The 25,426-nt window shown below is 38.2% G+C and carries 27 protein-coding genes, 1 tRNA gene, 1 other RNA gene and 1 pseudogene; 6 read left to right on the top strand and 24 right to left on the bottom strand.

The window, feature by feature from the left end; genetic code table 11:
* Nucleotides 1-270: 270 nt before the first annotated feature.
* The 4 genes from JW962_04155 to JW962_04140 all read right to left on the bottom strand — a co-directional run bounded on the left by JW962_04155 (nucleotide 271) and on the right by JW962_04140 (nucleotide 2,491).
* On the bottom strand, nucleotides 271-720 hold the full coding sequence (locus JW962_04155; protein MBN1374494.1) for an NUDIX domain-containing protein: 450 nt from the start codon (nucleotides 718-720) through the stop codon (nucleotides 271-273).
* Between the two features lie 188 nt (nucleotides 721-908).
* Nucleotides 909-1,253 carry a DUF1801 domain-containing protein gene (locus tag JW962_04150; GenBank protein ID MBN1374493.1) on the bottom strand — a complete coding sequence of 115 codons (345 nt, stop codon included), beginning with the start codon at nucleotides 1,251-1,253 and terminating at the stop codon, nucleotides 909-911.
* A 551-nt stretch (nucleotides 1,254-1,804) separates the two neighbouring features.
* Entirely contained in the window at nucleotides 1,805-2,020 is a 216-nt protein-coding gene (locus JW962_04145; protein MBN1374492.1) for a hypothetical protein, read from the bottom strand.
* Nucleotides 2,021-2,403: 383 nt separating this feature from the next.
* Nucleotides 2,404-2,491: transfer RNA gene (locus JW962_04140), tRNA-Ser, on the bottom strand.
* A gap of 114 nt (nucleotides 2,492-2,605) precedes the next feature.
* Here JW962_04140 and JW962_04135 point away from each other — a divergent pair.
* Complete coding sequence (locus JW962_04135; GenBank protein ID MBN1374491.1) at nucleotides 2,606-3,538, top strand: KamA family radical SAM protein; 933 nt, start codon at nucleotides 2,606-2,608, stop codon at nucleotides 3,536-3,538.
* 10 nt (nucleotides 3,539-3,548) lie between these two features.
* Here the strand turns inward: JW962_04135 and JW962_04130 are convergent, their stop codons facing one another.
* A complete protein-coding gene (locus tag JW962_04130; protein ID MBN1374490.1) occupies nucleotides 3,549-4,019 on the bottom strand; it encodes a hypothetical protein in 471 nt (156 codons plus the stop codon).
* A gap of 142 nt (nucleotides 4,020-4,161) precedes the next feature.
* On the opposite strand from JW962_04130, the gene JW962_04125 reads away from it, so the two are divergent.
* On the top strand, nucleotides 4,162-4,383 hold the full coding sequence (locus JW962_04125; protein ID MBN1374489.1) for a hypothetical protein: 222 nt from the start codon (nucleotides 4,162-4,164) through the stop codon (nucleotides 4,381-4,383).
* Nucleotides 4,384-4,430: 47 nt separating this feature from the next.
* Nucleotides 4,431-4,700, top strand: coding sequence for a hypothetical protein (locus JW962_04120; protein MBN1374488.1), 270 nt, complete (start codon nucleotides 4,431-4,433; stop codon nucleotides 4,698-4,700).
* Here JW962_04120 and JW962_04115 read toward each other — a convergent pair.
* The 7 genes and pseudogenes from JW962_04115 to rplU form a co-directional block, all read right to left on the bottom strand.
* Nucleotides 4,663-5,559: a DUF3298 domain-containing protein gene (locus JW962_04115; protein MBN1374487.1), complete on the bottom strand. Its 897-nt coding sequence runs from the start codon at nucleotides 5,557-5,559 to the stop codon at nucleotides 4,663-4,665. The two genes, JW962_04120 and JW962_04115, sit on opposite strands and share 38 nt — an antisense overlap.
* A 108-nt stretch (nucleotides 5,560-5,667) precedes the next feature.
* A complete protein-coding gene (locus tag JW962_04110; protein MBN1374486.1) occupies nucleotides 5,668-6,345 on the bottom strand; it encodes an ABC transporter ATP-binding protein in 678 nt (225 codons plus the stop codon).
* Between the two features lie 16 nt (nucleotides 6,346-6,361).
* Complete coding sequence (locus JW962_04105; GenBank protein ID MBN1374485.1) at nucleotides 6,362-9,454, bottom strand: ABC transporter permease; 3,093 nt, start codon at nucleotides 9,452-9,454, stop codon at nucleotides 6,362-6,364.
* A gap of 55 nt (nucleotides 9,455-9,509) precedes the next feature.
* Nucleotides 9,510-10,367: a hypothetical protein gene (locus JW962_04100; protein ID MBN1374484.1), complete on the bottom strand. Its 858-nt coding sequence runs from the start codon at nucleotides 10,365-10,367 to the stop codon at nucleotides 9,510-9,512.
* Nucleotides 10,345-11,130 (bottom strand): WecB/TagA/CpsF family glycosyltransferase, encoded by a 786-nt coding sequence (locus JW962_04095; protein MBN1374483.1) that lies wholly within the window; start codon nucleotides 11,128-11,130, stop codon nucleotides 10,345-10,347. The genes JW962_04100 and JW962_04095 overlap by 23 nt, the downstream gene beginning before the upstream one ends.
* Nucleotides 11,127-12,392, bottom strand: coding sequence for a DNA adenine methylase (locus JW962_04090; GenBank protein ID MBN1374482.1), 1,266 nt, complete (start codon nucleotides 12,390-12,392; stop codon nucleotides 11,127-11,129). Before JW962_04090 ends, JW962_04095 begins: the two co-directional genes overlap by 4 nt.
* Nucleotides 12,393-12,773: 381 nt before the next feature.
* Nucleotides 12,774-13,088: pseudogene (gene rplU, locus JW962_04085) on the bottom strand (50S ribosomal protein L21).
* Nucleotides 13,089-13,214: 126 nt separating this feature from the next.
* Between rplU and serS the strand changes: the two are divergent.
* On the top strand, nucleotides 13,215-14,567 hold the full coding sequence (gene serS, locus JW962_04080) for a serine--tRNA ligase (GenBank protein ID MBN1374481.1): 1,353 nt from the start codon (nucleotides 13,215-13,217) through the stop codon (nucleotides 14,565-14,567).
* A 13-nt stretch (nucleotides 14,568-14,580) separates the two neighbouring features.
* Here serS and JW962_04075 read toward each other — a convergent pair whose 3' ends face one another.
* The 6 genes from JW962_04075 to JW962_04050 all read right to left on the bottom strand — a co-directional run bounded on the left by JW962_04075 (nucleotide 14,581) and on the right by JW962_04050 (nucleotide 19,612).
* Nucleotides 14,581-15,576 (bottom strand): ATP-binding cassette domain-containing protein, encoded by a 996-nt coding sequence (locus JW962_04075; GenBank protein ID MBN1374480.1) that lies wholly within the window; start codon nucleotides 15,574-15,576, stop codon nucleotides 14,581-14,583.
* Nucleotides 15,577-15,593: 17 nt separating this feature from the next.
* Nucleotides 15,594-16,322, bottom strand: a complete 729-nt coding sequence (locus JW962_04070; protein MBN1374479.1) for an ABC-2 family transporter protein — start codon at nucleotides 16,320-16,322, stop codon at nucleotides 15,594-15,596.
* Nucleotides 16,323-16,395: 73 nt separating this feature from the next.
* Nucleotides 16,396-17,160 (bottom strand): ABC-2 family transporter protein, encoded by a 765-nt coding sequence (locus JW962_04065; protein MBN1374478.1) that lies wholly within the window; start codon nucleotides 17,158-17,160, stop codon nucleotides 16,396-16,398.
* Between the two features lie 76 nt (nucleotides 17,161-17,236).
* Complete coding sequence (locus JW962_04060) at nucleotides 17,237-17,638, bottom strand: hypothetical protein (GenBank protein ID MBN1374477.1); 402 nt, start codon at nucleotides 17,636-17,638, stop codon at nucleotides 17,237-17,239.
* A 47-nt stretch (nucleotides 17,639-17,685) separates the two neighbouring features.
* On the bottom strand, nucleotides 17,686-18,411 hold the full coding sequence (locus JW962_04055) for a 16S rRNA (uracil(1498)-N(3))-methyltransferase (protein ID MBN1374476.1): 726 nt from the start codon (nucleotides 18,409-18,411) through the stop codon (nucleotides 17,686-17,688).
* Complete coding sequence (locus JW962_04050; GenBank protein MBN1374475.1) at nucleotides 18,404-19,612, bottom strand: replication-associated recombination protein A; 1,209 nt, start codon at nucleotides 19,610-19,612, stop codon at nucleotides 18,404-18,406. Before JW962_04050 ends, JW962_04055 begins: the two co-directional genes overlap by 8 nt.
* An 83-nt stretch (nucleotides 19,613-19,695) precedes the next feature.
* Here JW962_04050 and JW962_04045 point away from each other — a divergent pair, with 83 nt between their 5' ends.
* A complete protein-coding gene (locus tag JW962_04045) occupies nucleotides 19,696-20,571 on the top strand; it encodes a hypothetical protein (GenBank protein ID MBN1374474.1) in 876 nt (291 codons plus the stop codon).
* A 2-nt stretch (nucleotides 20,572-20,573) separates the two neighbouring features.
* On the opposite strand, the gene rnpB is transcribed toward JW962_04045, so the two are convergent.
* An RNA gene (gene rnpB / locus JW962_04040) (RNase P RNA component class A) lies at nucleotides 20,574-20,902 on the bottom strand.
* Between the two features lie 144 nt (nucleotides 20,903-21,046).
* On the opposite strand from rnpB, the gene JW962_04035 reads away from it, so the two are divergent.
* Nucleotides 21,047-22,567: a YifB family Mg chelatase-like AAA ATPase gene (locus tag JW962_04035; GenBank protein MBN1374473.1), complete on the top strand. Its 1,521-nt coding sequence runs from the start codon at nucleotides 21,047-21,049 to the stop codon at nucleotides 22,565-22,567.
* Here the strand turns inward: JW962_04035 and rpsI are convergent.
* The 5 genes from rpsI to rpsD are packed head-to-tail and all read right to left on the bottom strand — an operon-like array spanning nucleotide 22,564 to nucleotide 25,413.
* A complete protein-coding gene (gene rpsI, locus JW962_04030) occupies nucleotides 22,564-22,965 on the bottom strand; it encodes a 30S ribosomal protein S9 (GenBank protein ID MBN1374472.1) in 402 nt (133 codons plus the stop codon). The genes JW962_04035 and rpsI overlap by 4 nt on opposite strands.
* A gap of 5 nt (nucleotides 22,966-22,970) precedes the next feature.
* Nucleotides 22,971-23,429 (bottom strand): 50S ribosomal protein L13, encoded by a 459-nt coding sequence (rplM, locus tag JW962_04025; protein ID MBN1374471.1) that lies wholly within the window; start codon nucleotides 23,427-23,429, stop codon nucleotides 22,971-22,973.
* 15 nt (nucleotides 23,430-23,444) lie between these two features.
* Nucleotides 23,445-23,891, bottom strand: a complete 447-nt coding sequence (locus JW962_04020) for a hypothetical protein (GenBank protein MBN1374470.1) — start codon at nucleotides 23,889-23,891, stop codon at nucleotides 23,445-23,447.
* 3 nt (nucleotides 23,892-23,894) lie between these two features.
* A complete protein-coding gene (gene rpoA, locus JW962_04015; GenBank protein ID MBN1374469.1) occupies nucleotides 23,895-24,812 on the bottom strand; it encodes a DNA-directed RNA polymerase subunit alpha in 918 nt (305 codons plus the stop codon).
* 16 nt (nucleotides 24,813-24,828) lie between these two features.
* Nucleotides 24,829-25,413, bottom strand: coding sequence for a 30S ribosomal protein S4 (gene rpsD / locus JW962_04010; GenBank protein MBN1374468.1), 585 nt, complete (start codon nucleotides 25,411-25,413; stop codon nucleotides 24,829-24,831).
* Between the last annotated feature and the right edge of the window lie 13 nt (nucleotides 25,414-25,426).

The raw sequence follows: 25,426 nt of genomic DNA, 5'->3' as shown, positions 1-25,426 counted from the left end.
CGAGGATCAGAAACGTTAATTGTTTTGCCTACTAAAGATGGGTATGATAACTCAGCCATTAAGATGGACTTATAACACATTGATTACCTCCACCAGTTTTTAATGAACGGAATTTCGCCACAATGTGCCGCGACTATACAAAGTTTTGCGGAACGGAGTGGAGCAAAATTTTGGTGAGACACGAGCCGAGTGCCAAACCTTTTATCCCGTGTTATGTGACCCGAGTGGAGCGTAGCGGAACGAGAGCGCAGCATGGCTTTAGCGTTTCGCTCACTGCCATCCATGTTCACTATAATAAATTTTATTTTTTATTCCTTCAATAGCTTGCTTGATATATGGGATGACATTTTCTGGGATACTATCCAAGTCAAACCAATACAAATCATCGCACTTGTGAGGTTCCTTGTTTACTATCTCACCACCCCATTTTTCAGCAATAAAAAAGACATCAACTCTTTCATTATTTTCAGCAGTACCAGAGTTTCTGTGCATTACATGAACAACTTTCAAATCTTCAGGTTTAAGTAATATTCCTGCTTCTTCCTTTGCTTCTCTGATAATACATTGAGTAAAAGTTTCGCAAGGATCAACATGTCCTGCAACCATTGAGTAATTGCCGTCTTCATATCCAGTATTACAACGCCGAAGAAGTAAGATTTTGTTATCTTTGAACAATGTTAGATAAGAAGCAGGAATATTTTGATGTCTTTTTTTCGTCATAGTATCTATATAAAAAACAAAATTTATAACCTTTTCGTTTTTGGCAGTGCGCGAAATGTCACATAACGTTCCGCGTGTAGCCGAAGTTGCCGGAGCGTACTCGCGGAGGCAATTTGGGAGAGAGAGGTACTCCGCCCGAACCGGCTACACGCTGTTGTACGCAGTTCAAAAAAAAATGGTAATAAAAGTTAACTAGGTATACCAGCTTTTTTATTAACCATCTCAACATATTCTGCAATATTTTTTTCTTCTAATTGATTAACAGAAAATATTTTTATATGCCTGGCTGTTTTTCCACTACCTTCAAAAATTTTCACCTCTTCTTTTGATAAACCAATAATTGAAAAACCTACATGGATTCTGTCCTTCATTGCAGCAATATAAATTTTGCCTTTAGAGTAACATAAAACACCCCATTGAAAAAACTCATCACATTCCGGAATCGTTTCATATATTAATTTTCTCGCTTCTTCAATAAGCTGTCTTTCTTTAGGCTTCTGTTTTTCAATGTATTGTTTTATTTTTTCATCCATATAAACCTCTTTTTTTGAATTGCGTACAACTCGTTACTATCCGAAGTGTTTTCGTAATTTATACGAAAATTCGTATACTATACGAATCCACCCTGCTATAATAACACTAAATTAACTGTCCTAATTTTATCATAACCATATTTTTATGCAAAAAGAACTGAATATAACAATACGAGAGCTCGAAATTCGTGATTACAGCCCCAGAACAATAAAAAGTTATGTGAATGGTCTCAAGAAGTATTTCACTTTTAGAAAAAAGAACTTAAGTCAGCTGGACACCGAAAATATCAAAAGCCCTCTAATATAGTAATCAGCTTTGTTATATTAGAATGTATTACCGATTAAGCAATAACCTTTGAGATGATGGTATTACCTCCACCAGTTTTTCTCTGGAAAAGGCGTAGCCTCGATCCCAAAATTTTCTTTAATCCATTTGGCAATATCAAACATCACTAAAAACTCTGACCCTGCATGAGACAAGCCAATCGCAGTAATTTGGGCATCAGGATAATACTTTTCCAACACAGCTTGTTCCCCTGCCCCTCGTTCATTTATTCTTTCCTATGATACATTATCCCAATGCACGTGCCAGAATTATCGGTAGGAGCATATTTTCTTTGAATTTTATATCCAATACATTCACATACTAAAATGTACCCAGAATCATCACTACCTCCAGTAATATGCCCAGTAAAAATCACATAATCGTCGCATCTTTTAGGAATAATTGCATATATTACAAACAAGCCAAGTATTACCAATCCCACAATCAATAATCTTTTTTTGGCCCTTTGTATAACCTATGTTTGTATAGTAGGTTCTTTCATATTGGCCTATATTACCTTTTCAAATATGGGTAAGTCAAATATTGTATACTAAAGCACATCTGCGGAGAGGGTGGGATTCTCTACCTGTCGGCAGACAGGGAACCCAGCCCGCACACCTATAAAGGGGCTAACTTTCCCGAAAGCCTAGGCTTGCGGGAAGAATTTGACCAGAATACCGTGGCGAAGAATCACACACTCGGAGAGGGTGGGATTTTGGCCTTCGGCCAAGACGTGCTGATATTTTCTTTATGGTACGTTCCGCCCCCGTTTCACTGGGCTCTCCTACTTCATCCCTCTCCGGCTGACACCCTTTGGGTGCCACCCGGAGAGGGTGGGATTCGAACCCACGGTCCCGACAAGCGGGACGCCGCTTTTCGAAAGCGGTCCTTTCGACCACTCAGGCACCTCTCCCAGAACATAAACTAGGGCCAGATCTGCCTATGGCAAGGTCAGGCACCTCTCCTATTACGCGTAATTATATCCTATTTATTTGCAAACCCAAAGAGCGTGATATAATCGCCGCGTATGAAACCACTAATCCCTAAACACTATTCGTCGCTTATTGATCCTACCAATCCTAATGATCCACTTAGACTAATGGCTGTACCAAGCAAGCACGAGCGCAATATTAAACCATACGAGTTGACCGACCCTATCGGAGATAATTTTAAGTCCCCTATTCCCGGACTTATTCACAGATACCCAAATCGCATTCTTCTACTTACAACAGATAAATGCGCGATTCATTGTAGATTCTGCTTTAGAAAACATAATTTAGAAAGCACGCATACCGACCCTAAAAAAGTGAAAGCCTATTTGTCAAAACATCAAGAAGTTAACGAGGTAATTTTATCAGGTGGCGACCCTTTAGCTGATCTACCCGCTTTATTTTCATATCTATCCACCTTAAATGCACAAAACACAGTAAAGCTTGTACGAATTCATACACGCGTCCCTGTGGCAGCACCAAAGCTAATAACAGCAGGCGTCATAGCTAAACTTGCTAAAATTCAGCGGAAAAAACAGGTAATTATAGTGGTTCATGTAAACCATCCAAGAGAAATCAGTAAAAAAACAATTACGCTTACAAAAAAACTTCAATCTTTTGGAATCCTTATGCTAAGCCAGACAGTACTACTTAAGGGTGTAAACGATACTCTTAAGACACTTCCTATGCTGTTTACCAACCTAGTTCAGATAGGCATAAAGCCCTACTACCTTCACCATCTGGACAAAGCCAAAGGTACTCATCACTTTAGAGTTTCAATAAAAACCGGGCTTAAGCTCTACAAATCACTTCGAGGCAACCTTTCGGGAATTGCAATTCCAACATACGTTTTAGATCTACCCGGCGGATATGGAAAGGTACCTGTTGATTGGCTTAAAGAGGTTTCTCCGGGCAGATATAAAGTTAAAACCTTTGAAGGTAAAATCGTTTACTATGTAGATCCCGTGTAGGTCAGTAAAGTTAAAAATTCTTTCTAAAAAGATTAATAACCGTTGTAATCCCAAACACATAAGAAAGCCCTGCAATTGCGTACGAGTAATATCCTGCTGAATTAACAACATCTTCACTAATTTCTACGCCCCAAACAATTCTTATAAATAAAGCGACAAGACTACAGATGAGAAATCCACTAAAAGCATCAGCAAATTTTATTCCTTCAAAGGTTGCAAGCTTAAAATCTTTAACTTCATAAAGTTTTGATTTCATAAGCCCTCTGCTACCTAAAGTATACATAGCCAAGAATGTAATACCATAACCCACAATAAAACTAAGAATGTATGATATCAGATTCGAATTCCAAATATTAAAATGCAAATCTATTGACCCGATTACTAAATAGGCCACGAGGTCGTTAACCAAGATAAATGCGTAAAGAAATGACCATCCCCAAGCATTCATAAGAAAAGTGTCTATTTTTGTAATGTTCTTCATTTTTGTGTGCTACATAAAATATATTATCTAAGTAATGAATTATATCTCAAGCTTATTTCAATAGAAACTGTAATGTGCCGTTTAGATGATGGTGGTATAATCACTTATTCTGCGTTTAATTAATCTAAGCCGCCACATTGAAATGAACGTCCTGAGGAGATTGTTTGAAGGTAGAAGACAGACACAGGAAGCACAGGTTTCCCATCCTGAACCAGAAGATACCCTACCACAAGAACCCGATCTAGGTGAAAGACGTTTAGATTTAGAAAAACGTCAAGGAGTTCACCCGCCTTATTATGCGGCTGAACTTGCAATTACTTATGCACTCAATAAATTCCAAAAAAAGGTAATGAACCAGAGCTAAAAGTTCAGGATGTTGCTTTCACTTGTTCGGACTCAATAGAAGCATTAATGAATAGAAACACAGCCCAACTCGATGTAATAGAAGTAGACTTTTTTGGAATCGCCGGACCAATTGAAAAACCCACGGCTTACATATTCGAGGCACACAACAGAGGTAGACGCAGTTGGCAAATAGGATTTATAATAAGAGAAGTTCACCACGAAAACGATAACGGCGTTGACCATGTAGTAGAACCATTCGATACTAATAGCCTATGTCCCCCCAGAGAACCTCCTCCCCCTACTCCACAAGCACCCCAATCGGACCACCCGACTTAATAATATCTTCAAGAAAGTCGGCGTCAAACGGAATTTCCACATAAATCATGCCAGCAGCATAAGGCGCAATATCATATTCATTCCAGATGAAACCAATATACTCATCGGTTAAATACCAAATCTGACCGGAAGGAGGTTCTGTTTGACCGGAAAATGTATCCTCATAAAGATAACCCTCCCATTCATCAAGAGTAACAGTTTTAACACCAGTCCATAAGACTTCTTCCCAATCATTTGAGCCATCGTCGGTAAACAGGTCGGAAAGATTAAGCCTATTACCGGTTAAAACATTAAATGTAGCTGCCTTGGCAATATTGCTGCCATGTGCACCACCAGTATAACTTGAGGAGTAGTAGACTATACTTACAAAAGGATACTGATTTAAACCAATCTCGTAATACCCCTCAAAATAAAGATCACCGGAAGGATAATCGGAATTAGAATCTAGTACATCTTCACAAAAACCTTCTGCAGTAAACAAAGCCTCAAATTCTTGGTTTATATCATCGATATTATCCGACGAAACTTCCCCCCCGTCCAAAAGTAGAGTTAGTTCAGGAATTTCGTTTTCCATTGTGCAGAAATTTACATCATCCCATTCATCCTCGTCTTCATACGTCGAATCGACGACTATTTCGTAGGTTCCGTATACCAAATTATCATCATCTTCTTCGGCATCTTCTTCATCATCATTTTCCTCCGTTTGAGAATTATTATCTTCCGATTTTTCACTAAGACTTTCTACCCAGTCTTTAAGGTCATTCCATTTCCAAATAAGAATACCACTGCAGGAGCAGCTAATAAGTAGCAACACCGCCACAAGCACAGCAACAATAATTAGAATCTTCTTTTTGTCCATGAATGTAAAAAAATCTTAGATACTCCAATATACAAAGAATAATGAAATTTGACAAGGCTGGGAAATTACAAGTCGGGCAGGTTATAAACCCGCCCCTACAATTTGATATTATTTAATTTTCCCATCCATTAGACGTACAATTCTATCTGCCTTTTTGGCAATTTTTTCATCGTGGGTAACAAGTACAAAGGTTGCATTATTTTCCTTCTGAAGCTCAGAAATTAATTCCATTACCGAATCGGCAGTATGCGAATCAAGGTTACCAGTAGGCTCGTCGGCCCAAACTATACTAGGCTTGTGAGCGAGCGCCCTTGCAACAGTAACCCTCTGTTTTTGACCACCCGAAAGCTCATTAGGTGTATGTGCCAACCTATCGGAAAGTCCAACTCGGTTTAAAATTGTAATTGCACGCTCTCTTGCCTCAGCCTTTGGTACGCCATTAACAAGTAGCGGTAATTCAACGTTTTCAAGCGCCGTTAGAACAGGAATAAGGTTAAACGACTGAAATATAAATCCCATTTTTTTTGCCCTGTAAAGTGTCTTTTTACGATCACTTAATTTTTGAATATCCTGCCCATCTATAACAATCTCACCCCTTGTGGCACTATCTATTCCTGAAAAGCAGTTAAGTAACGTAGTTTTCCCTGATCCCGATGGACCCATTACTGCAACAATTTCGCCCTCAAATACAGTCAATGAAAGTCCGTCAAGTGCTCGAACCTCTGTTTCACGCCCTTCCTCGTATATTTTGTATACATTTTTTGCACGAAGTATGTCTTTTGCCATATTTATATATATGAATTTATTCGGGATAATTAGTTGCCTCCACTGGTTCAAGTTTTGAGGCATTAATTGCCGGTCTTAGGGATAAAAGTATAGAAATCAAATAAACACCAATCACAACGAGTGCAATCTCAAGCCTAGGAAATACCGGAGAAATGTCCGGTTGATTAGCATAGGCTGCCTTAAATGCATTTAAAGCACCGATAACACCCATAGAAAGCCCCACAGCAATGCTACTAATAGCAACAAAAGATATCTCAATGAAGAAAATGAAAAGAATATCGCTTCGTCCAAATCCAAGTGCTCGCAACATGCCTATTTGCTGCTTCCGTTCCTGTACCGATCTAACCGTCATTATAGCCAGTCCCGACGACCCTACCAAAAGATTAAAGGCTAAAAAGCCCTGAAACAAATACATAATCGAGTTGTATACGGATTGTATACTTACAAGCACATCGGCTATATTTGTAATTGAACTAACAGGAAGTTTTATTAAAGTTCTGTTAACCCCATTAGCAACCTTATCAAATTCAGCATCATCTGAAATTTTAACCAGGAGCTGATTATATCCGTATTTAAGCCAAATATCTTTACTAAATACTTCGTTATAAAAGGATGAACCGACAATTATTCCAAAGTTCGATGAGCCGGAAATTCTATTGTTATCTTTTAAAATCCCGACAACTTCGACTTCCCACGGGAATTCACCAAATGAATCGGTAATTGTAAATTTATCACCCACATTTATTTTCTCGGGTGATGGATATGCAAAGTTCTCCGAATAATCCATTCCAAGAACAATTTTTGAAGGATCTGAGTCGATAAGTTGCCAAATTTGATCTTCTGAATAACCATCTAGAATCTGTTCAAAATCCGCTTCAAACGAACTTAAGTACTGATAAGGAAAAGCTGAAATGAAATCTTCCCTATACTTTGCATCGGTAGGAGCCATACTCATCCCGGATGTACTTACAGACATCCCCTTCCCTGAATAACCTATCATTCTTACGGAAAGACCTCGAACCCAATCGGCTCGCTCAATACCTTCATTTGATATAACGGTAGACTCTATTTCTGTAAGATCCGCCTCTGTTATAAATGGTTGGGTATTGATTGACAACGAGTATTCTCCTAATATTTCCCTTGTTGCTTTATCCAACTCTTCCGCTACCGTTGCACGAACAAGTCCTATAAAAACCACGAGATATATTATAATTCCAAACATAATCATTGTTAATGCCGTACGCTTTATATGAATACCGGGATACCTAAAACTTATGTTTACAAGTGCTCTAAGCCGCGAAAATTTTGATACAATAAAGCTTGCAAGTTTTGCAATCAAGTCAAAATTAAATGCAATAACAATAGTTGCTGATACTACCAACGCAAGCCCATTTGAAAAGAAAATTACTACACCCTCGGTATAGTCAAGAATCTCTCCGATTGCATGAAACTTGTCAATAAACGTATTAAACAAAATAGAAGCAATTGCTGCAACAATAAAAACATGCTTTCCAAAATCCTTCTTAAAAATGTATTTAAGTACATTGTCTACAATAAGTGTAAAACCTATTAGAGCCATCATTATTCCGAAATAAAGTCCCATACCTTCGGTAAGTCGCACCATTTTAGTGAACATTGTTTCGGAAAGCTCCGGGAAGTTGGGAATTTCCCCGGAGATTAGCCTATCAAAAATTGCCTGCGCCTTTTGAGAAATTCCAATTAACCCAATTCCGGAACCCGTTAATAAGAAATAGCCGGTAAGCTTAAGTATTACCCAAGCATTAAACTTGAATTTTTCTCTGGGTTTTATTTTTCTTATTGCCTCAACAATATTAAGCCGACTTATTCCGGCACTAAGTATAAAAGAAGTTACTACTGTTATTAGAAATCCGACCAGAAATCCCGTTAAAATTGTATTATGATCAAATCCAAAGGCAAGTGTAAAGGAACCGGCCATACGACCCATTCCACCAATTCCTGAAATAAGCCGATTTAGGAATGCAATTATCACATATCCTACACCAATTCCGAAACACATCCCTACTATTGCAGAAAAGAAAGAATATATGATAGATTCATACCCAAATATTAGAGTCAATTTTGACCTTGTTAATGCAATAGCTCTTAAAATACCAAGTTCTGTTTTTCGCTCATCTGCAAGCATTGCAAATATATTTACCAAAAGAATAATTCCGGCCAGAACTCCGAACATACTTAAAATCAAGAACATATCGGCAAAAACTCCTGCTCCATATCCGTCGAGTGCATCGCTTTTTCGTTCACCAACAATAACTTTAACTGTATCCCATGAAAGTTCATCAATTTTACTTTCTACATCAGTTTTTACCTTTGCCCCATCATAGTCTTTAGGCTCGAATCCACCCGCAACAGAAAGATAAATTCTGTTGTATATGTCATTTTCATATCCAAGTAGATCCTGAACATACTCTCTTGAAACCCAAAACGAGTTATGCTTTAAAATTCCGTTTTCCGGAATTATTGAACCTATATCGAATGTAGTCTCGTTACCAAAAAATGACAACAGTAATTGGTCTCCCACTTTGGCATCGGTATTTTTTGCAAATGACTCCGAAACCGCAATAGTAGAACCCGTAAGCACAATATCAGGAAAATCAAACTCCGAACCCCAATCGGAAAGTTCCGGAAGCTCGATTCCTATTAGCGTTGAGTTATACGCTTTTATTGCAGGTTCACCGTTTTCAAGCTTTGCGGGAGAAACATCAAGCTCGATTGCTCCTACAAACCCGTCGTACTCATCGGTATTAAACTGTGCAGCAAGCTGATCATATTTTTCTTGATTTATTCCATCAATTAGCTCTTCACTTAGTCCAAGATTTTTTACAGAAAGCACAACATCATTTTCTCCCACCTGGTTTATAACAACACCCGAAAGGGTTTTATCAAGCGAAAATGAAAGCACAAGTGAGCCCGTTATTAGAGCCGTTCCCACCATGGATCCGATTATTATTAATATTGTGTTTCCAAATCTTCTAAAAACATTTCTTATTCCAAGCTTAACAATTAAGGGATTAAACAAACTAAAAACCAATATTAGTCCAGCTATAATTGCGATTGCCGTAATAACCACTTTTGCTCTTTATAAAGTAATCAGATCATTATGGTATCAATATTAAGGAGTCCAGTCAATGCGGTTTCCTTAAAAATTCAAAAAGAAATTGCCCTGCCCAAGCGGCATATTTACCCCAATAATTTCTGTACCAATCAACAACTTCTTGATATTTTGCCGTAGGTGATATGTCGTATCGTTCACCAAAGATTCTTCGCATCCATACATCCTGTGGAATAATATCATCAAATCCTAACGAAAAAGACATTATACAGTCGGCAACTTTAGGACCTACCCCGGGAAGCCTTAATAGCTTAGACCGCGTCTCGGCCTCGAAGCTTTTATTTTTTATTTTACTAACTTTTGATTTACCAATCTGATAATTTACATCCAAAAGTCTTTGCGCTGCTTCTTTAATAAAAGGTGCCCTGTAACCTAATTTATAAGAAAAAAGCCTATCAAGCTCCAAATCGGCAATGCCTGCCGGATCAGGAAACAAATATCGATTACCCGTTGGCGTTTCTACCCGTTGTCCAATATCGGTATACAACAAACGTATACTTTGTTTGATCAATGGGATGTTGCGATTGGTACTTGAAATAAACATAATTACCGTATCGGCAAACGGTTGTGATATAAGCCTTAAGCCTGAAAGTGATGAAACTGCCGACTTTGTAAGCGAGTCTACAGCTATCTGATCAATTATTTCTCGATAAGGAAGGTCCAGCCGAAAATATTTACGAATAAACTCATAATCGTCAAGATTGGGATATGTCTGCCAGAGAAAGTCTTTGCCGTACTTTTTAAGTTCAATTACATTCTGGCTTGTGACACCATAATAAACCTTGGCTGTTTTGTCGTACTCCCAGGTAAGCCCCTGGCCACCCAAAAGTGTTAAATCGGGATTAAAGTTACTTATTTCCAGCCTGTTCATTTTTAAATTCGTTTAATTCCTCTGAAAATACTTTGAAAAACCCTAACCCCTCGTAAATCCTTCTAATGATCTTGCCGGGCTTTACCAAAAATCGAATTAACCATTCAAGCCCCAGGCTATTAACCCATCGTGGGATAGTTAAATCTTTGCCGGCCAGCCTATTAAACAGTCCACCAACACAAAAAACGGCATTGGTATTTGCTCTAAACATCCCTATATTTTTAAGCACAAATTTTTCCTGATTGTGTTGTTTACCACCCATAGACAAAACCACAAAGTCAGGTTTCTTGGTACTTATATCGTTCACAACAGGTGTAAGATCGGGCATTCCGGATGCCCCTTCCCTTAAATTTTCAACCCAGGCGGGTGCATATCCGGCAATTATAAGATTTGGAAAAGTATCTTTTAAATAGTCTACCGTCTTTTTTATAACTTCATCGGTTCCGCCCACAAGATAAATGGATTTTGCAGCTTTCTCGCATTCCGCAAAAAAACTTTTATAAATATATGTAAAACTCATAACCTGCGTATTCTCCGCTCCAAAGAAAAGATTTAGTACAAAATCTACATATTTACCATCAACAAGAAATTTAAACATTGAGAGTTCGACCCTTGTAAAAGTTTCCTTAAGCTCAATAAATGTATTTACGTTAAGGTAGCTTATTGCTTTAAATTCGTTATCGTTTACTAAATAATCAATTATCTCCCGCTCTTTTCCTATAATCACATTGTAGGATGGAAGCTTAAATAGCTTAAAGCTCATCTTTCCTTGTGCAGAACTAATATTTTTCTTCTTATTAGACTTTCTTCTCTAAACCAATACATATCAAAGTTAGGAATCTTTTTTGAAAGATAACTAAACCACCTAGGGGAAGAAAAACCTATTCGTCCAAGCATCTTAAGCTCCTTACTCAGATGGAGCGGAATCCAGCCCAGTCTGGTTTTATATTCGGGAACCACCATGACTATCGAATCTATCGGCTTTCCCAACTGCCTATCAATGTATTCAACTTTGTTTAAAAAGTCTATATAAATATTGTGTACATTTTTAATAATCTTTGCGGCTTTTTCCGTTTCCAAAACTCTTAGTACCGGCGGACCTAAATAAGGCTCCGTTACGAAAGCGATATTTGAATTGATCTCGATTCCCAGCTCCTTGTACACTTTATGTATACCCACAATTACATTCTGCTTTAAAAACACAAACTGACCAGACTTATCCCCGGCATAATGACCCGACTCATCAAGCCGATTCATTAGCCAATCAATGTTACCCTTTGTGTTTTTTATGGCCCTATCACTTATGTCCGTACCGATAAGGTGATATCCAAGATCAAGTGCCTCCATAAGTACAGCCCCACTACCGCAAAATGGATCCCAAACTACCTTTGTTTTGCCTGTGTCGGCAAGATTTACCATTATTCGAGCAAGCTTAGGCGGAAGCATTCCCGCCTCTTTATCAAAAAATGGCTTATCGTAATCACGTTCTCTAAACTCTTCGTAATCTTGAACCCAATCCGTAGATCCAATGTAAACATAAGTAGAGTCGGCAAGTACCTCAAACTCTAGTCCTTTGCCTTTTATTTTCTTGTCAAAAACAACGGCCGAACTTACGAGTGAGTTCATGTCTCCCGGAAACCTAAGTGCAATACCTTCCGCTCGTAAAGTCTGCTTAAGCCCCATTAAAACATTTTTCTTGCTAATTCGTAGGTTTCTTACATTCCCTCTAAAATTTAAGATAACCGAAAGCTTATCTTTCTTGTTTTTAACTATACTTTTGATCAAAGTTGAAATAAGAATATCTTGTGAAAAATCCTTTATATCGAAAACTTCAAGAATCTTGCCTGACTTTACAATTCCCCCAAGCCGTTCAATATTACACTTTTTAAAATCGGATTCAATAATGAAAAAATCATCGTTAATAGTAGTAAGATCAAATTCTGCCTTATGTACGGACAAATGGTTAACTACTTCAGCAATAGATAATCCCAATCTATGCCCAGGAACAAAAAATCGTTTATCCACGTTATAAATGAAAAAATCTAATTATGGGCAATTATACCATTCCTACGGACGTAAGAGTATTTATTTTTGCGAAGAAGTCTTTTTTGCTGTTGAAGATTTTTTTACGGTCGCTTTTTTAACCGGCTTTTTTCCCACGGATTTCTTAACCGGCTTCTTAACGGCAGGTTTCTTTACTGTTTTTTTTGTCGCAACTTTCTTAGTGACCTTCTTGGCAAGTTGGCTTTTGGATTTAGTTTTCGTGACTGCTTTTGTAACGTTCCCTGAAGAAGCCTTAGCAGCCTTTTTATGCGTATTTTTAGCTTTGGACTGCACAACTACGGTTTTAGTTGATTTAACGGATTTTACACCTTCAGCCTTGGCAACTACCTTCCCATCAACTTCAATACTTTTTACGAAGAGCCTTGTAAATTCCTGCCTGTGCCCACGAGTCCTTCTATATCTTGACTTAGCTTTATACCTGTAGATAACTACTTTATTATCCCGGCCGTGAAGCTTGACCTCAAAAACCACTTTTGCACCCTTTACTGTAGGCTTGCCTATTAGGACATTATCACCATCTTTTATGAGTAAAACAGAATCGACCGAATATTCTGTGCCTTCCTCAATATTTAACTTTTCAACGTCGACAAGACTGCCCGGCACCACAATATATTGTGTTCTGTCGTGCTCAATAACCGCAAATTTATCACCTTTCATTTTACAAACTACAAATTAGAAATAAGCCGTTGATTTTAATATATTATAAGGATTTTATCAACATGCAATTGCTGATTATATCAAGTAGCTGTATAATTGACCATATAACATAATAAACCTAACAACATGTTAGACCTTCGGATACTTCAGGAAAACCCTGAACTCGTAGCAGAAACCATGAACAAACGAGGGCTTTCAGGCAATTCAATCGTTAAGACATTTTTGGAAATGGATTCATCTCGAAGGGCACTTATTACAAAAATTGACATTTTTAAAAAAGAACGCAACGATATAAGCGCAAAGGGCAAAAAGCCTACAGCAGAGGAAATAGAAAAAGTTAAGGAAATAAAAACCAAAACTGCCGAACTAGAAACCGCTCTAAAAGAGCTTACAGCCCGCTGGCAAGAAACCTATGATCTTATTCCCAATATTGCAAGACCGGATACCCCTAACGGTAAAGGCGAAGCCGACAATGTCGACGTTTATGCCTGGACTCCTACAGACGGTGAAATTCCGGCTAGCAAAATAAATAAGCCGGGAAGCGCAACAAAATTCATGCCAGAGTTTCCATCGCATGCTAACAAAAACTTTAAAGGAGCTCATCATATCGATATTGGAAAAGCACTTGACATTATCGACAACGAACAAAGCGCAATCGTATCGGGCAGCCGCTTTACCTATATCAAAAATGAAGGCGCTCTCTTACAGTACGCATTATTCGAACTTCTTAAGGATAAACTTATAACCGAAGGATTTATCCCCGTTGTACCCCCACTTTTAGTCAGAGAACGTGCACTTTACGGTACTAGCCACTTTCCTGCCGACAAGGAACAAGTCTATAAAATTGACGGATCCAACGTAGAAGACAACAATCAATTGTATCTTGTAGGCTCGTCAGAACCTTCAAACTTTGCCTTGTATATGGATAAAACTCTGGATATAAAAGACCTGCCAATTAAACTTATGGCATATACAACCTGCTTTAGAAGTGAGGCAGGATCATGGGGCAAGGATACTCGCGGCATAAAACGTGTTCATCAGTTCGACAAACTTGAAATGGACTTAATTTGCCATCCCGATGAATCTAACGAACTTGCCGAAAATTACCTGCTTGGAATAAACAAATGGCTTTTGCAAACACTCGAAATACCATTTAGAATTGTACGCAAATGCTTTGGCGACATGGGCTACTACGCTTCACATGCCCAGTGGGATCCCGAAGCATGGCTTCCTTCACAGCAAGAATTTATGGAGGTTGGCACAAGTACAAACACAACCGATTATCAGGCACGAAGGTTAAACATTAAGTTTACAGATGTTGATGGTCAAAAGAAATTTGCACATACTGTAAACGATACCGGCGTAGCAATGGGCAGAATGATTATTGCAATAATTGATAACTACCAACAACCCGACGGTTCTGTTAAAATTCCAAAGTCCTTGCAAAAATATATAGGGAAAGAGATCATTAGTAAGTAACTCGGTACAACCTTTAACAGATACTTGAGTCTGAGTTTGCAAATATCTTTCTAATTATATCTTCCAGTTCAACCTCGGAAATATCAATATCGTCGACAGGTAGCTTTTGAAGTATTTGACTTGCAATTTGGACATGACCTTCTTCCGGAACAGACAATGTATACGAAAAACCGTCATCACTAGAATCAGTAATTTTTCCAAATACTTGAATATCTTCCCTATTAACCGACTTAGTAAAAACAAGTTTCAAATATTTATGTGTCGCGTATTTCTTTACAAGGGTTGAAATCTCACCATCAAAAACAATGCTGCCTTTTGAAATTACAATAATCCGTTTGCAAAGCTCCTTTACGTCGTCCATATAATGACTTGTCAAAATAACGGTTGTTTTATAAGTTTCATTGTATTCCTTTATAAATTCACGAACCTTTTTTTGAACAACAACATCCAGTCCAATTGTAGGTTCATCTAAAAACAAAATTTGCGGTCCATGTAAAATCGATGCCAATAATTCACATTTCATTCGCTGACCCAACGAAAGTTTTTTAACCGGTATCTCCAATATATCCTCAATTTCTAGAATTGAAGAAAGCTCTAAAACCGAATTTTTAAACGTGTTTTCAGGAATATTATAAACGTGTTTATTTAACATAAAGCTATCCTTAGCAGGAAGGTCCCAAATAAGCTGAGACTTTTGCCCCATTACAAGAGCAATCTTTTCCTGAAATTCTCTTTTTCTGTCTGTCGGAGTATGTCCAAGTACCTGCACTTGTCCACTTGTTGGATACAAAATACCCGAAAGCATTTTAAGGGTTGTGGTTTTCCCTGCTCCATTTGGTCCTATAAATCCTACTATCTCACCGGCATCAATCGAAAACGAGATATCGGATACGGCCGAAACCTTAAAATAATTACGCTTTAAAAGTGACTTAATTGAACCCAACAGCCCGGTAGCCTTCTTGTATTGATTAAAACTCCTGCTTAAGTTTTTTACCGAGATTACTTCCATTTTTTGGGTACTTGAAATTATATCGAACCGGAATACTTTCTTATTCCAATACGCCATGTTATTAGATTAAGAATTAACAAAATAAGTAGCAACGCCCCCTCCATACCGATAACGGACAATGCACTAATCCTCCCCGTTAGAACCATTACCGGATAACTGGTTGCAAACGCAATTGGAAGCACATATGACAAAAACCCGCCAAGATATTTGTTCATCTGATCTATTGGAATACGACCAAGATCACTACTGTTACGCAGAACCGATAAAACTCCACCCGTCCGACCAATAATCAAAGTTAACCCAACAATATTTAGGAAAAACAAATAAACAAGCAAAATCCCAAGGATTGTAACTATCCCACATATGACTACTGCACCCCAAGTTAGGCTTTTACCTATTAACCCAAATACAAAAAGCGGTAAAACGTTAATTACGGTTGCAATTATTTGTGCAACAGCGACCTCCTCAAAAGAAATCTGGAAAATCAGGCTTATCGGCTTTAACAAATATTTATCCAGATTACCTTCATTTATTTTATCGTTAAACTTTTCAAAATTATTGTAGTAAATAGAATATGACAAGTAAAAAGATATTTGGCTAAATGCCAGTAGGAGCACAAGATCATGTGCGTTCCAAGTGCCAAGACCGCTAATATTCTTAAACAGAAACCATAATGAAACTAATTGACCGGAAGTCCAAAGAATATTTGCTAAAAGACCCATCCCAAGATTAAACTTATGTGCCATTAAAAGCATAATCGAACTCTTAAAGTACTGTAAGTAGATTTTAAAATATCGAAACATTGCACCTTAAGAAAACTTAAATTCCAACTCCTTCATACTTCTTGAGACCCAACCGATAGAGTACTTTCCCAGTAAGATACAAAACAACAGTCCATCCGAGAAGAATAACAAAGCCCCAAAATACTTTGTTGCCAACTACCTCACCCTGGAAAATTGTTATAGGAAATGCACCCCAATAAGGAATTGGCGTATATGCAAGAATAGTCTTTAAACTCTCGGGAAAAAGAAAATATGGAATATATACCCCCGCAAAGATGTTCATGATTAAATCCCAAACAACTATAGTAAAGTCTATTTCGGTAACCCAAAACGATAAAGCCCCAAATATCCACATAAACAAAATCCACGATATTTCACCCAGAATAAGTGCCAAGATAAATAGTATAAATGCTGTAAAAGAAACAGGTGCGAAAATCCCGGGAAGAAATATAATTGCCACAGCTATCAAACATGTAGGTAAAACAAGTCTTTTAATAAGGGTAGAAAAGAACCTAACCGTGGAGGCAATTCTAAAATCAATTGGCTTGCAAAGAAAATTGTTTAACTCTCCCGTATTTATGCCTTTGGACATAAACACAGCAACCTTACCCGAATGCAATGGATTGACTACAAGATAATAAATTAAGAAATATACAAAAAGAGAGCCAACATCCGAAACACTACCCCTCCACAAATAGAAATAAACAAGTAGTCCGATTGTTCTTAGGAGAGGATCAAGTATAAAATCCAGCCGACGTTCTAAATCTACGGCGAGCTGTGCCTTAAAATAATACCAATACATTAAGAAACACCGAAGTTATTGCATGAGTTGGGTGCTTGTTGTTAATCACTCACGGATTACCAATTACTAATCACTTTTACAGAGCCAACGTAATCATATAAATCAGGTTTACAACCGGGACAAAGAATAAAACGATGTGCCAAGTAGGTTTTCCGAGCTTTGAAAGAATCTTTATACATGCAATTATACCAAAAACAAACGCTACTACTCCGATACAAGGAATGTAAGAAAGAAGATATAACCACTTGTTTTGGTCACCTAATTCGAATCTGTACATACTTCGAAGCACAGGAACCCAAGACTGCCAGTCGTTTGGAGCATTGAGCTTTTGGGCTATTTTGTAAATTATGAATGATTTAATGACATATCCTATCATTCCCAGAAAAACTACCATTACGCCATAAACAATAATTGCCCATAACGGAATAGTGTTAAGATTTAAGAAACTTGAGAGATCAACACCCAGGATATAGTTCATTATTTATAAAAGTTATATTATATACGACAATTAAACCAGACTTTTGGCTAACTGTCAACAGCTAAGGCTTTCATAATACCTAATCCGACGATAGCTGCAGTCTCGGCACGAAGTATATGATCAGAGAGTTTTATAGTAAAAAGGTTATCTAAATCGTTTAGATTATCTTTGTCCTCTTTGGAAAAACCACCTTCAGGTCCTACAAAACAGTTTGTTCGTTTATGTTTTAGAAGCTTGGATTTTATCGAATCAATCGAAACTGACTTAGAGCCCAAATCAAACATGACATTTAAATCTCCTTTTAATATATTGTCGGCTAAATTTAAAATTGCAATAGGATAACTTATAAGCGGAACCCTCACCTGCTTGGACTGCTTACTTGCAGCAACTATAATTTTTTTAAACCGCTCATGTTTTGAGCTATAAACATCTACACTAAACTGTGAGTTTTTCATAACAACGGGAATTATTTCGGAAACACCAAGTTCGGTTGCCTTTTCGATTACCAATTCAAATAGCCTTGGCCGAATAGTTGCAAGAAAAAGTCTGAACTCGATTTTATCAGACACCGCCTCAAGCGGTTTAATAATTGAGCCTCTCACCGCAGATTTAGAAAGGCTGTCTATTACTCCCTCATATACCTGAGTATCGTTTACAATTTCTATATGATCACCCGGGGTTAACCTTAAAACCGTTGTTATGTGTTTTATGTCAAATTTCTCTTCTATAAGAAATCCTGAACTATTTATTTTGGACGTAAAAAATCTAAACATCAAGATACTTCCGATTTTTTAATTTATCGGGCATACATTGCTGATCTGATTTTTTGCCGGGCAAGTCGTGATCGTACTCATATCCTTTGCCATAACCCAAACCCTCCATAAGCTTAGTCGGTGCATTGCGCAAATGCAGAGGTACAGGTAAATTGCCAAATTTCTCTACATCGGCAGCCACCATGCCCCAAACCTTATATGCCGTATTGTCTTTGGGACAGTTTGCAAGGTAAATGGCAAGTTGCATTAAAAATACGTTACATTCAGGCATTCCAACCTTTTCGATGGACTCATAAACAGTTAGTGCCAAAGAAAGTGCAGCCGGCTTGGCATTCCCAATATCCTCACTGGCAAAGCGCACCAGCCTTCTTGCAACGTATCTAGGGTCTTCACCTGCAATAAGCATTCTGCCAATCCAATAACAGGCAGCATCTGCATTCGAGCTTCGTAGGCTTTTGTGGATAGCTGAAATTATGTTGTAATGCTCGTCGCCGGTTTTGTCATAATAAATTTGCTTCTGAACAGCATTTTTAACAAGTGCCACCGTTATATCTTTATTTTTGGGCGGTAACAAATTAATGGTTATCTCCAGAATATTTAATGCAGAACGCAAATCCCCATTAGAAATTTCGGCAATTAAATCAATCACATTCTTTTTGATCCGGAAGTTTTTTTCTTTCTGCAGATCTTTTATAACTTTCCCAAGGTAACCGGCAATTTCGGGTGCAGTATGTCGCTCAAACGTAAAAATTTTTACACGTGATAAAAGTGCGGCATTTAGTGAAAAAGACGGATTCTCGGTAGTTGCACCAATAAGCGTTATTAATCCACTTTCTACGTAAGGCAAGAGTACGTCCTGTTGGGCTTTATTCCAGCGATGAATTTCGTCCAGAAACAAAACAACCTTTTTAGAAAAGAGTTTTGATTCCTTTGCACTTTTTACAATATCAAGAAGCATAGATTTACCGCTGCTAACAGCTGACATAGAATGAAAATCATATCCCAGCTCTTTTGAAAGAATTATTGCAAGCGTAGTTTTGCCCGTACCGGGAGGCCCCCAAAACACCATAGACGGAAGTTTTTTACTTTTAATAAAAGATCTTATTGGTCCATCTTTCCCTACAAGATGCTTTTGACCCACAAAGTCTGATAGATCAATAGGTCGGTATCTATAGGCAAGCGGAGTTAAAATGTCATTCATAATTAAGAACCTGCTTAATTGCACAGTAATTATACAACAATTTTGATATAATAAATATTATGGATAACTTCTAAAAGGAAGCCATGAACATTACCCTTTGGGGAACATCAAGAATAACACATACAATACTAAAAGGACTCCTTGAAAACAGCGATCTTAATATAACTACTCTCATAACTACCAATATTAAAACAACTTATGTTCAATTAATTGAGCTTTGTAAAACCAAAGAAATACCGGTTACAGATAAACCTACAGGCTACAAGGGTATAAACATTGTTGCCTCGTATGGAAAATATATTCCGGAAAAGTTTTTTGGAAACCCTGATTCAATCTTTATAAACATTCACCCTTCTTTACTTCCAAAATATAGAGGTGCAAATCCAATTGTGGGAGCAATCCTGGTGGGAGATACAAAAACCGGTGTTACGTTTCACCGAACCGTAAAGGGAATGGATGAGGGAGAAATCTTCCAACAATTTGAAGCCTCAATTGTGCCATCCGAAACAGCCTACTCTCTTGAATATAAACTTGCAAAACTTGCTCACGAAAAGTTGCCGAATCTGTTAAATAACCTTGAATTTATAACACCTTTTGCACAGACGGGAAAACCCTCATACGCTGACAGAACCCTGGTGAATTTTGACACAGCTCACATCGACTGGAAGACACCTGCAGAAAAGCTAAAATGGTTTATCCAAGCCTATTTTGATAACCCTATTGCGTGGACGAAACTTGATAATAAAATATTAAAAATCTACCCCGGGGAAATGATCTTTATAAGTCATGACTACACCCCGGGAACAATATTACTATCAAAAACGGCCCCCTTTGTTCAAATTGCGTGTACACGGGGCTTGTACACTCCAGGTAAACTTCAACTCGAAGGGAAACAACCTGTCGAGCCAAAAGCCTTTTACAATGGATATTTACGGTTTAACAAAACCGTATTGGAATAAGCATCCTTGGCCTACCTATAAGCCAAATTCTGTCCTCCCCGACAAGTCGGGAATGTATGACTATCAATCTATGCGGGCGTTTTTGCCCTTGCACCAGACAGGGGTTACCACGCATCCCAACATTACTGTTGGAACCGGTGGGCTCTTACTCCACCATTTCACCCTTACCCCGACAAGTCGGGGCGGTATAACTTTCTGTTGCCCTTTTCTCCGTAAGCTTTCACCTACCTCTGTCTCCAGAGTGTCTATCCCGAAAAGTCGGGACCACATGGTGTCTGGACTTTCCTCTTCAATAAGAAAAACCTATCGAAGCAGTCATCCGATAAACCAAGGATGTTATATTATATCAAATTTCATCGTTTACTGTATCACTCCTCCGCCGGAAAGTACTACCCACTGAAAGATTCCACGATAATCTTTCAAATTGACAGATTCAAGACTTTAATCACACGGATTACAACTGGTATAGTAATTTATGGTATTTAGAGTTTATTCATCGACAACCTATGGCGTTACCGGTCAGATGGTGACTGTAGAGGCAAGCACCAGCAATTCCTTGCCTTCTATTCGAATCGTCGGATTACCCGATAAAGCAGTAGAAGATGCAAAAGAACGTGTTTGGCCGGCAATCAAGAATTCCGGACTTTCACTTATCCCCAAGAAGATTACAATAAATCTTGCCCCGTCATATATTCCCAAAACAGGAGCCAGTCTTGACTTACCAATTGCAATAAGTATTCTGGGAGCATACAAACACCTACCTCAAAAAATTTGCGATGAATATCTGTTTATTGGTGAACTTTCACTGTCCGGCGAAGTAAAATACAGTAACGGTATTCTTCAAGCAATCGACATAATGGAAACTCAAGGGTTACGCAATATTATTATTCCCAAAGATAATCTTTACGATATACCCCTTTCCAAAACATTTAGCGGAACAATATTTTATGCACAACGGTTTAACGAAGTCCTTCGGCACCTTAACGGAATAAAAATCTTACCCGTTTGGAACGCCTCAAAACAATTGAATATCCAACCTAAGATCGAACCAATCCCTATCCTCTTACCCCGATCGGAAGCACACATTGCACAAATTGCAGCTGCAGGTGATCATCATATTATTACCGTGGGTTCACCAGGCTGTGGGAAAACTCTTACCGCAAAGGCAATATCTCAGCTAATGCCAAAACTTACTCCCGAAAAAATATACGAAACAGCACTTATTTACAGTAGTTCTGCCCACAAAACACCAACAGATCTAATATCCTTAGGAAGCTGTCCAATACGGACTCCACATCACACCTCGAGCTATGCCTCAATTATTGGTGGTGGAACCAAGCCCAGCCCAGGCGAGATAAGCTTAGCACACAATGGCGTATTATTCCTTGACGAACTCCCCGAATTTGGAATTAAAACGCTTAATGCACTTAGAGAACCATTAGAAGAAGGAAATATCACTATTGCCAGAGCCGAATACCGTGTTTTGTATCCTTGCAGATTTTTGTTTATCGCGGCCATGAATCCTTGTCCCTGCGGGTACTTTAATGATCCCGAGCATGAATGTACCTGCCAACCCTTTGTAATAAATCGATACTTTAACAAAGTATCAAAAGTACTTTTAGACAGAATTGACATTTACAAATACATTACCAGACCGGAGAATCTTGCTAATTCCACTTGCACGGATACCGAAATTAGCGCTTTGAAAACATCAATTTTTACAGCACAAGAAATTCAAAAAACAAGGTTTTCAGGTACAAAACTTACAAGCAACTCACAGTTATCATACAAGCAAATAAAGGAATACTGTGAACTTACTAATGAAGCCGAAGATCTTCTTAATCTTGCATATAAAAAACTTGCTCTATCTCCTAGAGCCTTTGTTAAGATTGCAAGGGTTGGTAGAACAATTGCAGACCTTAAAAATTCCCGTAAAGTAAAAGCAAGCCATATAACGGAAGCATTGTCCTATAGGTCGGAACAGGTGAAAGCTTAACGCTTTGAATATTGCGGAGATTTTCTTGCCTTTTTAAGAAAGTATTTCTTACGCTCAACCATACGTGGATCTCGAGTCATAAGACCTTTAGCCTTGAGTGCCGGCTTTAACGTTTCATCGAATTTGACAAGGGCCCTTGCCAATGCCAAGCTCGCTGCACCGGACTGACCGGAAATTCCACCACCATTAACCGAAATCGAATAGCCAAACTTCTTTTGAGTATTTGTAACGGTAAGCGGTTCAATTGCGGATTCAAGATCTGACTGGTTAAAAAAATATTCTTTGATATCCTTACCATTAACAATTGAAATATCTTCACCATCATATATTCTAGCTCTGGCTGTTGATGTTTTTCTCCTGCCTATACCTTCGATGTATTTTAACTTTTTGTCTACCACTTAAACTACTTAAACAAATTATCTATTGGTTCAGGTTTTTGAGCCTGTTTGTCATGCTCTGCCTCTGCAAAAATAGAAAGCCTAGTCATATATCTGTCTCTCAGCTTGTTTACCGGGAGCATACCCTTTACGGCTCTTTTTATTACCTCTTCGGGACTTTTTCGTAGCATCGCCCCAAGACTAATTTCTTTAAGTCCGGTCGGATAACGGGTATGACTTCGATAGATTTTGTTTTCGAGCTTTCCTTCACTTGAAAGTCTAACATACTTTGCATTTATAACTACAACGCCATCACCTTGATCAAGATTTGGAACCATGTCCGGCTTATGCTTTCCTGTCAATATAGTTGCAATCTTAGTGGCAAGTCTACCCAGGGTTTGACCTTTGGCATCGGCAAGATACCAATTTCGCTTATGAGTATCTTTTCCTTTTACCCAGGTTGTGTCTTGTCTGATTCTTCTCATTTAAACTAACTCCAATTAAGATTTCTTAGCACGACCGGAAGTATTTTTTTCTTCCTTCTTGGAACTTTTGTCCTCTATTTTGTTTTCTTTTGTAGATTTTGTAAGTTTGTCGTAATCAATAAGTGATACTTCCGATACAGCAGCATTATCACCTTTTCTATTACCTGCACCGATCATACTTACATAACTTCCCATTCTAGGGGGAAGTTTAGAAAGTTTCTCGAACATTTCGGCAAGTCTTTTGTTGTGCTTTAATCTGGCCCTAACAATATTCTGATCGTGAGCCGTCTTCTTAGATACAATCATTCCGATTATTTTGTCGGCAAATGACTTTAATGCACGAGCCTTAGTAGTGGTAGTTGTAATTTTACCTGTAGTTACTAAAGATACAAACTGAGAGATTATAAGCCTTTCTCGAACACCTACTCGTGCGTTTATTTTTTGTTTTGCCAGAACCTTCATTTATTATTTTGCTAATGTTAATCCTATTTTCTTAAGTGCTTTCTCTATTTCCTTTACAGCCTTTGCTCCCAATCCCTGTATCTCCATCACATCTGCAACCGTAAGCTTTGTTAATTGGTCTAGTGTTTTAACCCCTGCCGCAATCAATACGTTTCTAACCTTTGTCGGAATGTCAATATTTTCAATATTCCAACCTGATTCTTCCTGAACTTCGGTTGGTTCGGCAACGTCTTCCTTTTCATTTTTTAATATTTCGCCAAATGTGCTTAAGGCTTCAACTAGGATTCCAATTGAACGCTTTACAGCCTCAAGTGGTTCAACGGAGTTATCCGTTACAACGACTAAGGAAACTTTGTCAAGATCGGTTCTTTCACCAAACCTTACTTTTTCAACATCCATATCGACTCGTCTAATTGGAGAAAAGTCAGCATCAAGTGGAATATATCCGATCTCGTTTCGATCAACAAGTTCTACATGATTGTAACCAATTCCACGTTTTATATCTAAGTCAAATTTAACACTACCCGAAAGCTTACTAATCTCAGCAATCTTTTGATCAGGGTTTGCAATTGTAACGTTTGAAGGAACGGTTATATCCTTTGCTGTTACAACGCCACTCTTGGGAAATTTAATTACACCGGTAGCCTCGTCGGCACCATCAATCTTAAATTTTACCCGCTTTAAATTTAAAAGAATCTCGAACACACCTTCTTTTACACCCTTTATTGTTGAAAATTCGTGAGTTACGCCTGTAATCCTTACTCCGACAACGGCAACACCTTCCATACTGCTTAGAAGGATTCTCCTAACTGCAGATCCCAAGGTGTATCCGTATCCGGACGGAAGATTTGTAACTTCAATTTTAGCTTTTACTGCCGATTCCTGTTTTGTTGTAACTTTTACGTCATCAAAAAGACTCATCTATGAAAGGTTAAATTTATCTAGAATAAAACTCTACAATAAGGTTTTCTTTGATTCCGGAGTCAATCATTTCTCTTGACGGATAATCTTTAATAATACATTCGGTTCCAGAAACTTCAAGCCATTTTGGAGCCTTGCCGGACGGTTCCCACAAAAGTTTCTTTATTGTTATTTTATCACCGACTTTAACAAGATATGATGGAATATCGACCTTTTTACCATTAACGGAAATATTACCGTGACTTACAATCTGCCTGGCGGACGAAATTGAAACAGCCCAACCTGATTTTAGTACAATATTGTCCAGTCTTCTTTCCAAAAGCTGAAGAAAGGCAAATCCTCGATTCGATTCCTTTGAAACCATACCAAAAAACCTTTTAAATTGTGCCTCACCCATTCCATACATCCGCTTTACCTTTTGCTTTTCACGAAGATGTACACCATAGTCTGAAATCTTACCGGTAGTATTGGGATACATTCCCGGAGCAACTGGTCTTCTGTTAAATGCACACTTTGGAGACAAACATCTTTCGCCCCTTAAGAAAAGCTTAACGCCTTCACGTCTGCAAAGTCTACATTTTGGCCCTGTATATTTACCCATTTAAGAATCCAGT

The organism is Candidatus Dojkabacteria bacterium (genome assembly GCA_016927995.1).
Taxonomy (GTDB): domain Bacteria; phylum Patescibacteriota; class Dojkabacteria; order JAFGLO01; family JAFGLO01; genus JAFGLO01.
Note: the sequence above shows the minus strand (reverse complement) of the source record. Positions and strands in the feature narration are given on the sequence as shown.